The 13727-nt window shown below is 70.1% G+C and carries 8 protein-coding genes; 4 read left to right on the forward strand and 4 right to left on the reverse strand.

The annotated features are described in order from the left end of the window. Positions 1 to 28 precede the first annotated feature (28 nt). On the reverse strand, positions 29 to 973 hold the full coding sequence (locus ACA089_RS03220; protein ID WP_372013309.1) for a hypothetical protein: 945 nt from the start codon (positions 971 to 973) through the stop codon (positions 29 to 31). Next, positions 970 to 1488 carry an RNA polymerase sigma factor gene (locus ACA089_RS03225; RefSeq protein WP_372013311.1) on the reverse strand — a complete coding sequence of 173 codons (519 nt, stop codon included), beginning with the start codon at positions 1486 to 1488 and terminating at the stop codon, positions 970 to 972. Before ACA089_RS03225 ends, ACA089_RS03220 begins: the two co-directional genes overlap by 4 nt. 221 nt (positions 1489 to 1709) lie before the next feature. Here ACA089_RS03225 and ACA089_RS03230 point away from each other — a divergent pair, with 221 nt between their 5' ends. The 3 genes from ACA089_RS03230 to ACA089_RS03240 all read left to right on the forward strand — a co-directional run bounded on the left by ACA089_RS03230 (position 1710) and on the right by ACA089_RS03240 (position 6641). Beyond that, a complete protein-coding gene (locus tag ACA089_RS03230) occupies positions 1710 to 4613 on the forward strand; it encodes a putative bifunctional diguanylate cyclase/phosphodiesterase (RefSeq protein ID WP_372013313.1) in 2904 nt (967 codons plus the stop codon). Positions 4614 to 4678: 65 nt separating this feature from the next. Continuing rightward, positions 4679 to 5947 (forward strand): flavodoxin-dependent (E)-4-hydroxy-3-methylbut-2-enyl-diphosphate synthase, encoded by a 1269-nt coding sequence (ispG, locus tag ACA089_RS03235; RefSeq protein ID WP_372013315.1) that lies wholly within the window; start codon positions 4679 to 4681, stop codon positions 5945 to 5947. Next, complete coding sequence (locus tag ACA089_RS03240; protein ID WP_372013317.1) at positions 5928 to 6641, forward strand: phosphatase PAP2 family protein; 714 nt, start codon at positions 5928 to 5930, stop codon at positions 6639 to 6641. Before ispG ends, ACA089_RS03240 begins: the two co-directional genes overlap by 20 nt. Before the next feature lie 20 nt (positions 6642 to 6661). On the opposite strand, the gene ACA089_RS03245 is transcribed toward ACA089_RS03240, so the two are convergent. Then, positions 6662 to 7768 (reverse strand): SGNH/GDSL hydrolase family protein, encoded by a 1107-nt coding sequence (locus ACA089_RS03245; protein ID WP_372013319.1) that lies wholly within the window; start codon positions 7766 to 7768, stop codon positions 6662 to 6664. 274 nt (positions 7769 to 8042) lie between these two features. On the opposite strand from ACA089_RS03245, the gene ACA089_RS03250 reads away from it, so the two are divergent. Next, entirely contained in the window at positions 8043 to 9176 is a 1134-nt protein-coding gene (locus ACA089_RS03250; protein WP_372013320.1) for a tyrosine-type recombinase/integrase, read from the forward strand. A gap of 212 nt (positions 9177 to 9388) precedes the next feature. On the opposite strand, the gene ACA089_RS03255 is transcribed toward ACA089_RS03250, so the two are convergent. Then, positions 9389 to 13669 (reverse strand): autotransporter outer membrane beta-barrel domain-containing protein, encoded by a 4281-nt coding sequence (locus ACA089_RS03255; protein WP_372013321.1) that lies wholly within the window; start codon positions 13667 to 13669, stop codon positions 9389 to 9391. Between the last annotated feature and the right edge of the window lie 58 nt (positions 13670 to 13727).

The raw sequence follows: 13727 nt of genomic DNA on the forward strand, positions 1-13727 counted from the left end.
CGGCCCTACCTCGCGCCGGCGGCGTGCGTCACGGCGACAGCGGCAGCAGGTCGTCCGGCACCGGCGTGGTCGGATGGGTGAGCACGAACCGCGCGAGGCTGGCGCGCGCCTGGTCGGTTTCGCCGCGCTCGCGGCGCTCGCGGATGCTCTGCAGCCACTGCGGTGCGGCCATGCGCTCGTCCTCGGCGACCGCGGCGGCGATGCGGTCGACCGGGCCGGCGGCGACGGCATCGCCCGCGGCACGCGCGGATTCGGCCATCGGGGCCGCCGCGGCCATCGCCTCCTGTGCGGGGGCCTCGGCTGGCGCGGGGAAGGGCGCGGGCGGAGCCGGCGGCGGCGGGGGCAGGGCGGCGGCGGGAGCGGGAGCGGGAGCGGGAGCGGGAGCGGGCGCCGCCACCGCCTGGCGCGCGGCCTCCCCGGTGCGCTGGCTGGCGCGCCGGGCGGCGGCCGCCACCGCCACTTCCTGGGCCCGGGCACGCTCGGCCTCGGCTGCGACCTGGAGTTCGGCCTGGCGCGCGGCCTTCTGCTCGCGTTGCCGCAGGCGCTGGGCGGCGGCGGCCTGGCCGGTGTCGGCCGTGCCTGCGCCCAGGGACGGGCTTGCCGGTTCCGGCCTGGCCGGTGCCGGCGGAGGAGACGGGACGAACGCGCCGTCCGCCGCAGGATCGGCCGGCGCCGCGCCGTCCGATTCGGTCACCGGGGCCGATGCGGGGACGGGGGGTTCCCGCAGTTGCCAGGCCACGCCGATGGCCAGCGTGACCGACGCGGCGAGCCCGAGCGCCACGGGCAGTCCGCGCCGGACCCGCCGGCGGGCAGGCGTGGGCGCCCGCGCCACCGGGGGCGCGCGGCCGGCCTCGCGCGCGGCGGCCAGGATGCGTGCGTCGAGCGCGGCGGAGGGCTCGGCCGGAGACCCGCCCTCGAGCAGGCGGGCCAGCGCCCGTTCCTGCGGGTCCAGGGGTTCGTGCTGCGGCTTCATGGGTTCAGCCTCGCACGCAGCTTGTCCAGCGCATAGCGCAGGCGCGACTTGACCGTCTCGCGGCCAACCCCGGTGATGCGTCCGATCTCCTCCAGGCTCAGTTCCTGCTGCAGCCGCAGCAGCACCGCTTCGCGCTGCTCCTCGGGCAGTTCGTCCAGCGCCTGCTGCAGGCGCCCGCGGGCCTCGTCCGCGTCGGCCAGGCGCTCCGGATCGTCCGGGTCGGCCAGCGCGGCCGTGCGCAGGTCGGCGTCGACCGGCGCGGGCGGGCGATGGCGCTGGGCACGCCAGTGGTCGTTGAGCCGGTTGTGGGCGATCCGGTACAGCCAGGTGGAAAACGCCGCCTCGGGTTTCCAGCCGGCACGCGCGGCGATCACGCGCTGCCAGACGTCCTGGTACAGCTCCTCGGCCAGCGGCCGGTCGCGCAACTGGCCGAGGATGAAGCGGTACAGCGGGCCGCGGTGCCGGGCGTACAGGGCCTCGAACGCGGCCGCATCCCCGCCTGCCCAGGCGAGCATCAGTGCTTCATCGGTCGATCCGGCCACCGGCTGGTCCATGGCGACCAGACTACGGTACGGCGCCGATGGCGGAAAAGATCCGGCGGCGCGGCGGACGGCGAGCGGCAGGGTGCAGGCGAAGGTCATGCCGGTGGAAACGCGCGGCGGGCGGGGATGGGGTCCGGCCGCATAGGGACACGGTCGGCGTTATGCTGGCGGCAAGGGGACGTGGCCGGGGATACATGACGCCAGCAGGGACAGTGGAAAGCGCAGCGCCGCCAGCGGCGGCCGCCGCTCCGCGCACGCCGCTCGAACGCGCGGTGGCGGCCCTGCATGCGCTCCTGCCCGCCGGCGCGCAGCTGGCGGTGGGCTGGCGTGACACCCTCCTGGGCAGCCACTTCCTGATGGCACCGGCGATGCAGGCCGGTCCGGCGCGCCGGCTGGAGCTGGCGCTGGCGGAAGCCGGCTCGCTGACGTCCGGACCGGGGACGATCTCGCTGTCGTGGAGCGACGAGGAGGCCGCGCACCTGTCGGTGGTCGTGCAGCTGCAGGGGCCACTGGACGATGGCGCCCGCGAGCGCTGGGCCACGACCGCCCGCGCGCTGCTGGGCTCGGCGCTGGAGGCCGGCCGCGCCCAGGCGCGGATGGACAAGCTGGAGAAGTCACGGCGGCTGCAGCAGGCGCTGTACGAGATCGCCGAACTGGCCAGCGCGGAGGGCGAGACCGGCGAAATGCTGCACCGCCTGCACGCGATCATCGGGTCGCTGATGTACGCCCCGAACTGCTACATCGTCACCTACGACGACACGCGCAAGACGCTGCGGTTCATCTATTTCGCCGACGAGGCCGACTCCTACCAGCCCGATCCCGAGCAGGAGTGGACCGAGGAGGACATGCCCAACAGCCTGACCTTCGCGCTGCTGCGGCACGGGCGGGCGCTGCGCGGGCCCTCGACCCTGATCCGGCGCAAGCTGCAGGTGACCTACAGCGAGATCCAGGGCCCCGACAGCCAGGACTGGCTGGGCGTGCCGATGAAGCGTGGCGAGCGGGTCTGCGGCGCGATCGTGGTCCAGAGCTACGACCGCCCCGCCAGCTACACCGACGAGGACCGCGCGCTGCTGGGCTACGTGGCCCAGCACGTGCTCACTACCATCGACCGCCGCCAGGCGCAGGTCGAACTCGAGCGCCGGGTCCGCGAGCGCACCCTCGAGCTGCAGCACGCCAACCGCGAGCTGCAGGAGGAGGTGGTCGAGCGCCAGCGCGCCGAGCGCCTGCAGCATGCGCTGTTCCGCATCACCGAGATGGCGATGAGTTCCGAGTCGCTGGAGCAGTACTACGCCAAGGTGCACGCGGCGGTCGACGAGCTGATCTACGCGCGCAACTTCTACATCGCCCTGATCAGCGACGACCAGGATTCGATCGAGTTCGTGTACTCGGTGGACGAGAAGGGCGACCACCGGCCCGCGCGCCGGCTCAGCAACGGCCTGACCGAGTACGTGCTGCGCATCCGCGAGGCGGTGCTGGCCGACCGCGCCGACATCGACCGGCTGGCCGGGGCCGGCGAGATCCACGAGTTCGGCAACCAGGCCTACAGCTGGCTGGGCGTGCCGCTGCACCGCGACGGCGAGGTGGTCGGCGTGCTGGCGGTGCAGAGCTACACCCCTGACATCCGCTTCAGCACCGACGACCAGCGCCTGCTGACCTTCGTCGCCCACAACATCAGCAACGGCCTGGCCCGGCAGCGCTCGCAGGAGCGCCTGCGCGCGGCCCACGCCGAGCTCGAGCAGCGCGTGGTCGAACGCACCACCGAGCTGGAGCAGGCCAACGAGCAGCTGGTCGCCCAGATCGGCGAGCGCATGCGGGCCGAGGAGCGCCTGACCCACCAGGCGCTGCACGACGCGCTGACGGGCCTGCCCAACCGTGCCTACCTGCTCGACTGCATGGCCAGCGCGATCGAGCGCGCCCAGCTGGGCGACGGCATGCCGTTCGCGGTGCTGTTCCTGGACCTGGACCGGTTCAAGCTGGTCAACGACAGCATCGGCCACGCCGCCGGCGACGAGCTGCTCATGGAGGTGGCCAAGCGGATCGTCTCGGCGATGCGGGCCGAAGACGTGGTCGCGCGGCTGGGTGGCGACGAGTTCGCGATCCTGGTCAGCTGTCCCGACGGCGGCGACAGCGTGCGCGACCTGGCCCCGAGGCTGCTGGCGCTGATCGGCCGCCCGCTGTGGGTCGCCGGGCGCGAGCTGTTCCCGTCGGCGAGCATGGGCATCGCCCTGTGGAATCCGCGCTACAGCATCGGCGAGGAGCTGCTGCGCGACGCCGACGCCGCCATGTACCGGGCCAAGAACGAGGGCCGCGACCGCTACGCGATCTTCGACGAGGCCATGCGCGAGCAGGCCGTGCGCAGCCTGGATCTGGAGGCCGACCTGCGCCGGGCGATCATCAGCCGCGACTTCCTGCCGTACTACCAGCCCATCATCCGCCTGGAGGACGGCGAGGTGATCGGCCACGAGGCGCTGCTGCGCTGGCAGCACGAGCGCCGGGGCCTGCTGGCGCCGGCCGCGTTCATCGCCCTGGGCGAGGAGAGCGGACTGATCGAACAGGTCGACTGGCTGCTCTACGAGCAGGTCATCGGCGAACTGGCGCGCGGCGGCAGCGGCTACATCTCGGTGAACGTGTCGCCGCGCCACTTCCGCTCGCCCGACTTCGCCGACCGCCTGCTCGGCCTGCTCGAATCGGCCGACGCCGACCCGGCGCGGCTGCGGGTGGAGATCACCGAGGTCGCCCTGCTCGACGACGCCCCGCGTACCCTGCGGATCCTCAACACCCTGCGAGAGCACGGCGTGCTGGCGCAGCTGGACGACTTCGGCACCGGTTTCTCGGCGCTCTCCTACCTGCACCGCTTCCCGATTTCCGGGTTGAAGATCGACCGCAGCTTCGTCGCCGGCCTGAACGAAGAGGGCGGTCGCCAGGAAAGCCTGGCCCTGGTCCGCGCGATCATGGCCCTGGCCGGCACCCTGGGCATCGAGACGGTCGGGGAGGGCGTGGAAACCGAGGTCCAGCGCGACACCCTGCGCGAGCTCGGCTGCAGCTGCGGGCAGGGCTTCCTGCTCGGGCGCCCGGCGGCGCGGCGCGTCCTGGCCTGAGCCGGCGGGCCTGCGGTGCGCGGGCGGTTGGGGCGCCGTTGGCGCCGGCCGTCTAGAATGCGCCCATGCAGCACGATGCCGTCACCCGACCCACGCCCCCCGTTTCCGCCGGCCCCTGGCCGCGCCGTCCCACCCGCCAGGTCCTGATCGGCGGCGTCGCCGTCGGCGGTGGCGCGCCGGTGGTGGTCCAGTCGATGACCAACACCGACACCGCGGACGTGGCCGGCTCGGTCAGGCAGGTCGCCGAGCTCTGGCGCGCCGGCTCGGAGATGGTGCGGCTGACGGTGAACACGCCCGAGGCTGCGGCGGCGATCCCGCGGATCCGCGAGAAGCTGCTGATGATGGGCGTGGACGTGCCCCTGATCGGCGACTTCCACTACAACGGCCACCAGCTGCTGGCCGGCGAGCCGGCGTGTGCCGAGGCGCTGGCCAAGTACCGGATCAATCCCGGCAACGTCGGCTTCGGCAAGAAGAAGGACACCCAGTTCGCCTCGATCATCGAGAAGGCGATCGAATACGGCAAGCCGGTCCGGATCGGCGCCAACTGGGGTTCGCTGGACCAGGCGCTCGCCGCGCGCCTGATGGACGAGAACCACGGTCGCGCCGAGCCGTGGGATGCCGGCCGCGTGCTGCGCGAGGCGCTGATCCTGTCGGCGCTCGAATCCGCCGACCGCGCCGTGGAGCTGGGCCTGCCGGCCGACCGCATCGTGCTCAGCTGCAAGGTCAGCGGCGTGCAGGAGCTGATCGCGGTCTACCGCGACCTCGCCGCGCGCAGCGACTACGCCCTGCACCTGGGCCTGACCGAGGCCGGCATCGGCAGCAAGGGCATCGTCGCCTCGGCGGCGGCGCTGTCGGTGCTGCTGCAGGAAGGCATCGGCGACACCATCCGGATATCGCTCACGCCCGAGCCGGGCCAGTCGCGCACCGCCGAGGTGGTGGTCGCGCAGGAGCTGCTGCAGACCACCGGCCAGCGCGCCTTCACCCCGATGGTCACGGCGTGCCCGGGCTGCGGCCGCACCACCAGCACCTTCTTCCAGGAACTGGCCAAGACGGTCCAGGAGCACGTGCGGGCGAAGATGCCCGAGTGGCGCATCTCGCATCCCGGCGCGGAAAACCTGTCGCTGGCGGTGATGGGCTGCGTGGTCAACGGGCCGGGCGAGTCGCGCCACGCCGACATCGGCATCTCGCTGCCCGGCATCGGCGAGGCGCCGTCGGCGCCGGTGTTCGTGGACGGCGAGAAGAAGGTGACGCTGAAGGGCGAGAACATCGCCGCCGAGTTCGTGGCCCTGATCGACGACTACGTCGAACACCGCTATGCCCGGAAGGCAGGCTGACGCCCGCTCGCGGCTCGGCGCGCTGGCCGCGGTACTGCGCGGCAACCTCGGCCTGCTCGCGCTGGTCTTTGCCGGCGTGCTGCTGCCGCTGTGGCTGTTCGCCGAGCTGGCCGACGAGGTCCATGAGTTCGAGGACATGGTCTTCGACGACGCGTTGCTGCTGTGGCTGCAGGCGCGCGCGGGCCCGGGCCTGGACGCGTTCTTCGCATTCGTCAGCCGCATCGGCTACGCCTGGGGCGTGATCCCGGTCGACATCGCGCTGTGCGTGGCCTTGCTGCTGGCGCGGCGCTGGCGCGAGGCGGTGTTCGCGACCAGCGCGCTGGCGGGGTCGGCGCTGCTCAACCTCGGCACCAAGGCCTTCTTCCGCCGCGAGCGCCCGTCGCTGTGGGAGTCGATCGCGCCGGAGACCACCTTCAGCTTCCCCAGCGGCCACGCGATGGGGTCGATGACGCTGGCCGCGGTCGTCGTGCTGCTGGCCTGGCCCGGCCGCTGGCGCTGGCCGGTGCTGGTGGCGGCGCTGGCCTTCACCGGCCTGGTCGGGCTGTCGCGGCTCTACCTGGGCGTGCACTACCCCTCCGACGTGCTGGCCGGCTGGGCGGCGGGACTGGCCTGGACGGCCGGCGTCTACCTGGTGCTGTTCCGCCGCCGGCGCCCGTGGGCCGATGCGCCGCGGGGCGCCGCCGCGCGGCCCTGAGCCGCGCCCCGGGGCGGCGTTCAGCCGTCCCAGTCAACCGGCAGGGCGTCGATGTGCGCGACCAGCGCGGTGGCGATGCGCTCGTGGTCCGCGAGCGAAGGATGCGCATGGCAGCCGTCCATCCGCAGGCCGGTCATGGCCAGGTAGGTGGTGCGGGTTTCGCCGGCTGCGCGCAGGCGCGCGAGCACGTCCTCCACGCCGGCGCGGATCTCGCCGTCGAACAGGTCGGTGGACCAGAGCACGATGCGCGCGCGCGGGTGGCGCGCCCGCAGCGACTGCACGAAGGCGACGTATGTGCGCGCATAGTCCGCGCGGAGCGCGGCGCGGTCCGGCCAGGGTTCGCCCGGATGCAGCGGCGTGGAGAAATCGTTGGTGCCCAGCGCGACCACGATCACCCTGGGATCCCAGCCTTCGCCGGCATCCGGGGTCGCACGGTCGAACAGCAGGTAGGGATAGGCCTGCGGCAGGGTATCGGCGGCCATGCCGCCGTAGTTGCGCACGATGCCGCGGCCGGAGATCGCATTGACCCGGTAGCCGGCGCCGAAGTGGCGTGCCACCCGCGGGCCGTAGGCGAGGGTGGTGTCGGTGGTCGCCCAGACCTCGTCCTCGGTGCACTCGCGCCGCGGCGAGCGGTTGCCGTAGCCGACGGTATGCGAATCGCCGATGAACTCGATCGCCCGGGCGGGCGCGGCCACCGGGATCGCGCGGCTGTCCGGCGGCGCGAAGAAGCCGTCGAACCGGTTGGGCCCGGCCTGGCTTTCGGTGGCGACGTCGATGCGTACCCGGTGCGGCCCCGGGCCGAGCCCGGCGATGCGGTAGAAGCCCGTCGCCGGGCGGTCCAGGGTGGCGAGCGGTACGCCGTCGGCCTGCACGTGCAGGATCACCTTGCCCGGGCCGATGCCGAAATCGACCTGGTCGCCCTCGAACGCGGACTCGAAGTACACCCCTGGCCACTGGTAGGCCACCGTTCCGGTGGCGGCATCGATCGCGGCGCGGCCGCCGATCGAAAGCGGGGACGCCTGGGTTCCGGCGGGGGCGGCGCCGATCCGCTCGACGGTGGCGGCGCGGCCTGGCGCGGCGACCGCGGAGGCGGCCAGCAGGAGGAAGGCGGCAAGCCGTGGGCTCATGGCGATCCGCGGAGGGGAGGACGGCGCATCGTAGCCGCCGGCCGCGCGCCGTGCCCGGAAAAGACGAAGGCCCGGGAAAACCCGGGCCTTCGTGGAAAAGTGGTGGAGCCAGGGAGGATCGAACTCCCGACCTCGTCATTGCGAATGAGAAGGCATTAAGTAACTAGTGGATAAGAAGTGGCTAAAAATATGAGGAACTAGAACAAGGTCTCTGATCGCAACCCCGTTTTATGCCACAATTCTGCCACAACAGGCGAGTAGAGGTTTAAAAGGCGTGGCGACACTGCGAAAGCGCGGTCCGTACCAGTGGGAGGCACAAATCCGCCGTCGCGGCTGGCCGGCCCAAAGCAAGACCTTCGAGAGCAAGGCGGAGGCCGAGGCATGGGCACAAATGATCGAATCAGAAATGGCCCGTGGCGTCTGGCTCGACCGAAGCGAAGCAGAGAACACAACCCTGCGGGAACTGCTGGATCGTTACGAGAAGGAGATCTCGCCTCGCAAACGTAGCTATGAGCGAGAAGTGTCTTTCCTGAACACCTGGAGGCAGACCGAGCTTGCTGCACGCATGGTGTCTCGTATTCGTGGCTCCGACATAGCCGCGCTGCGTGACGATTGGTTGATGGAGTTGGCCCCAGCTTCAGTTTTACGCCGGCTCCAGGTTCTGAGTCATGTGTTCAATACGGCGCGGAAAGAGTGGGGGATGGAGAGCCTCGCGAATCCCGTGGAACTGATCACAAAGCCGACTCCAGATAATGAGCGCGAGCGACGTGTCAGCTTGTCTGAGATGGAAAGCATTATCGCGGCCACGGGCTCCCGGTTCCTGCCAGCAATGCTTCGTATCGCCGTGCAGAGTGCCGTGCGCCGAGGTGAACTGGTCGGGCTGTGTTGGGAGAACGTGCACCTTGATGGAGATGCACCTTACCTGCACTTGCCTATGACTAAGAATGGGGATTCACGCAATGTGCCTTTGCTTCCAGACGTTGTAAAAGCGATCAAATCTTGGCGCTCAGCAGTGGTCGAGGACCTGGAGGCACGTGCTGAGAATTCCGATCCACTGCGAGGACGCGTGTTTCCGATTCGGGCCGATGCGGTCACACGGGCTTTCGGTCGCGCACGCGATCGGGCACGGTCAAGCTACGAAGCCCAATGCAGGGAAGCTGGCGTGCCGGTGGATGCCAAGTTCTTACACAATTTGACCTTCCATGACTCCCGCCATGAGGCCACCACTCAGCTAGCCACGCTAGTAGACGGTACTGATCTGGCCAAGATCACCGGCCATAGAGACCCGCGCATGCTCATGCGCTATTACCACCCAACTCCCGAGGAGTTGTCTGCAAAGATCAGCCGTAGCCTGGCAAAACAGAAACGCGAGGCGCGGGCGCATGCGCGGGGCAAGGCCTTGCCCTGATAGCAGCCTGGCGTAGCCCAATAGCACCGATGCGGGTGGCAGAGGCATGGCCAGAGTTGACCGCCCAGACCGATCTGGCCAGGTCTGAAGGTTAACGCTGATGGTTCGGTGGCCGTGTCCCTTTCCGACCCAAAGCGGACATCCGCTCTGGCGTCGCGGCGTCGAACCTGGGTGTAGCCTTGTCTCTGCTATTCACTATTCTATTCGGACGACTACCAGTGCCAGCGCATGCCGATCTTGCCGTTCCAAGCGGTGTCGCGGCCGTCGGCGCTGAAGCTGTAGTCGATGTCCGCGTACAGGTAGCCGGTATCTGATACCTGTCGGGTGCCGCCCAGGCCGATCTCGTACCAGGTGCCGCCCAGGCTGGCCACGAAGGGCACCTCGCCGGAGGCAGTGGCGAATTCGGCGCGTGGTTTGCCCTTGAACTCATGCCAGATGTTGGCGCGCAACCAGGCATTGCTGGTGCGCAGCTGGTCTTCGTCGTTCTTGCGCACGCCGGTGCGGTCCAGCCGGGCGCCGATGCGCGCGACCAGCGAATCGGTATCGCTGAAGCGCACATCGCCCGCCGGGTCGTGCATGTCATCCAGTGACAGACGCTGGAAGATAACCTGCGCCTGCGGCTCAAGCCGCCAGCGTCTGTCTTCCGGATGCCAGGCCTCTTCGTCCTCGGCCACCACGAACGGATAGCCGCCCTCCAGCGACAGCGCCAGGCCGGTGCCGTCGGTGCTGACTTCCGGCAGCCGATAGGACGTGGAGCGCAGGCGATACCAGGTGTACTGGGCGACCGCGTCGAAATACGCGCCTTCTTCGCTGAAGCGGGTCCAGTAGCCGCCGATCGTGTGTGCTTCCAGGTGATCGGTGCCCGCGTCGAAGTCGGCGAGCGCAGGCAGGCGGTGGCGCACCTCGGCCTTGCCGCGTCCATAAGCCAGGTAGGCGCCAGCGTGGTCGCGGCTGTTGTCGTCTTCGTCGACAGCGCGATACAGGTCCAGGCCCACCTGCAAGGCGACGAAGCGGTAGTCGTAGCCGGGGCCGTCGCGCCCATAGATGCCTTGACTGCCGCCTTCGCGTTCGCCGTCATGCGCCAGCAGCCGCACCCACGCGCCGTTGAGGCCGGTGTCGTCGTCCGGTGGCAGGTCCGCGCGCTGCCGCAGCAGTTCCTCTTCACCGACACGCTCGTGCAACGTATCCACCAGCGCGCGGCCATACATCGCCGACATCGCCGGCAACGCGGTGATCAGCGACACCTCTTGTCGGTAGTGTGGCACCGGGGGAGGGCCCGGCGGTGGCGGCGGTGGTGGCGGCGGAGGAGGAGGAGGAGGAGGAGGTGGTGGTGGTGGCGGAGGTGGTGGTGGAGGTGGAGGTGGAGGTGGTGGCGGCGGCGGAGGAGGCGGCGGTGGTGGCGTCGGGCAGGGAGGCGACGGCGCACCGGCGACCGTGCAGTCCAGCGTCGAGCGCAGGAACCAGCTTTCCGGCGCACTGCCGTCGACGCTGGCGCGCCACAGCGTGTACTCGTAGGGCCCGGCGACAACGATGTTGCCCAACGCCAGCATGCCCGGCGTGGTGGTGGCGCCGTTGATCGCATCGACCACCAGGATGCCGTTGCCAGCGGTGACGTCGCCCGGTCCGCCGGCGTTGCGGACCACCAGTTGGCTGCTGCCGGTGCCGGTGCCGCCATCGATCACCAGGCGGTCGGAGGGTGACCCATCGCCGGCCAGGTAGGTGTTGATCGCCAGCGTTCCGTCGCCGTCGTAATCGCGGACGGTGAGGGTCTTGAACACGCCGCCCACCGGCGCGGCGAAGTCGATCAGGCTGGGATCGTTGAGCAGGCTGGTCAGGTTGGAGTCGCCGGTCATGAACCAGGTCGAATCCACCAGCACCAGGCGCGAGACGCTGCCCGGCGCCGTGAACGCCGCACCGGTGATCGTGCTGTCGGTGGCGACGATGTCGGCCGCACCGGGTGCGACCGGGATGGGCGCACCGGGCGGTAGTGCCGGCGGTGCGGTCGGCAGGTTGCCGTCGTCGTCGGGGAACTCGGCAGGCCCGCGGAGGGCCGGGCCCTCGGAAACCAGCACCGGGAAGTCGGCCAACGTGCCCACGCGCAGCCACTGGTCCGTCGATGTGACCGTGCTGCCGGTGAGCCCGATCCGGCCGTTGCCGGCGACGCCGATGGTGGGCCCGCTCGCGTTGGACAGCGTGCTGGCGGAAAAGTCAGCATCGGAAATGGCAGCAGGCACGCCGGCGACGAACAGCGCCATCGCATCGGCACCGGTCGGCGCCACTGTGGTCCCATTGCCGATCACATGGCCACCGATCAGGGACACCGCGCCATGCGCGGCCGCGCCGCTGGGCCGCAACTGCACCTGGTCCATGCGCACCGTGGTCGGGTTGTCGCGCGACAGCGCTGCGTGCGCGCCGGCACCGGTGGTGGTCACGGTCAGGTTGCTGGCGACCACCTGTGCCGAACCGCGTCCGCTGGGACTGGATCCGTAGTCGGCCAAGGTGGCACGCAGGCCGATCGCATCGTCGCCGCGCGTGGTGACCGGCGTGGCGGACAGGGTGATGCTGGCCAGTTCGCCGGCCAGGTCGTTGCGCGCCTGCGCCGAGGCGCCATGGGCCAGCGCACCGATGGTCTCCACGTTGCCGCGGTTGAACACCACCGTGGCGGGAAACTGCGCCCCGGCCTGTTCGACGATGGCAAGCACGCCGATCGCGCCGCGTCCTTCGGTCCTGACCACGACGTCGTTCGTGGTCGCCGATCCGCCATCGTCGGCCCACACGCCCATGGCCAGCGTGCCGAATGTGTGCGCCGTAGTGCCCTGCGCGTTGAGCACGCCGCCGGGATTGCGCGCGCCCAGAGCATGGGCGAAGGCACTCGCCCGGACCTGGTTGCCGTAGGTGGTGATCGAGCCGCCGGTGAGGGTGATGGTCGACGCCGCATCGGCAAGGACGCCCATCGCATTGTCGTTGCCGCGGGTGACGATGGTGAAGTTGCGCGCGTCGATGCTCGAGCTGCCTGCACTGATCGCCGCCGCGTCCACGCCGGCGGTGGTGATGGCCGTGCCGTCCAAGCTGATCGCCGAGCCACTCAGTGCACGCACGCCGTAGGACGTCGCGCTTTCGGTGGTGACCGAGCCGCGCTGCAGGCTGGCCTGCGTGCCCGCGCCTTCGGCCAGTAGCGCCGGCGCCCACGGACCGGTGGCAGTGGCGGGCGTCAGCAGCAGATCGGTGTCGACCAGCGAGACCACGGCGCCATCGCGCACCGACACGCCGATCGAGCGCGCGCCGCCGACGCTGATGTCGGTATCGCTGACTGACGCCGACGATCCCGCGCCTTCGACCAGCAGGCCCGGCGAATAGAGCGCCCCGATGGAGGTGATCGTGCTGCCGCCGCCGATGACGAAGCGCCCGCCGCCGCCGACGCGCACCACGGCCGCCGGGTAGGTCACGTTGCCCGGACCGGTATGCGAAAGCCGGCTGGCGCTTAACGAGACTGCGCCGCCGTTTTCGGCGCGCACCACGTTGGCCAGTGTGCCGGTGGTGCTGGCGTTGACATCCTGGCCGTTGATCTGGCTGCCGGCGCCGCGCGCCACGATCGCGTGGCTGCCGTCATTGGTTGCGGTGTTCTGCGCGCCACCGGTGGTGACCTGGGTGCCGGTCAGGGTCAGCAGGCCACCATCCAGGGCGAGCACGCCGAACGCACCGCGCGACAGGGTGTCAACGCTGCTGTTTAGCATCCGCACTTCGCTGCCGGACCCGACCGCTTGGACGCCGTAGTTGTTGGGCGCATTGCCGCCCCCGCGGACCTGCACCGTCGTCGTGTCCAAAGTGACGAGTGCGCCGCTTTCAGCGCTGACCCCGCGCAGGTTGGCCGGCGTGCTTGTTCCCCCCGGGGCCAGCAGCACCTGCGAACCGACCGATTCGATCAGGCTCCCGGCAGCGATCGCGCGCAAGCCGAACTGGCCGCTGGCATTGCCGGCCGTGGACGTGGTGCGCAACACGCTGTCGTGGAAATAGATGATCGCTCCTGTCTGCACCAGAAGGCCGACTGCATTGGCACCGTTCAAGTTCGCGGTGACGGCATCGGCATGCACGTTCGCGAGCGACGAAGCGGACACGCCTGTCCCATTGGCGGGCACGGTAACGATGGTGCCCGGCGGGATCGTGCACTCCGTGACCGCCACGACATAGGGAACGCTGCAATCTTGAGCTTGCGCCTGGAAGGCCAATCCCGTCGCGATGGACCACGAGAGAAGGTTGAGGCGGTTGAACGCGCTGCTGGCTAGGCCGGTCCCTGGACGCGCTTTCATTTTGGTTCCTTGGCAGGAAATCCTGTTCAGAGACCGCGGGATCACCCCGCTTCGCAGCGGGAATCTCACGGATTCGTTTGCATGACCCAATCTGCCAGTCCACTTGCACTTGACGTCGTTATCACTGAGTGAAGGCAGCGTATTCACAAAACAATCGTCTTGGCGGTCGGCGCAGCCTGTGCTCATGGCACGTCGCCGCGCCGAGAGGTAGGGCAAAGAGGAGTACGCTAGCCATTAAGCATGC

The organism is Pseudoxanthomonas fibrivorans, assembly GCF_041464125.1.
Lineage (GTDB): Bacteria > Pseudomonadota > Gammaproteobacteria > Xanthomonadales > Xanthomonadaceae > Pseudoxanthomonas.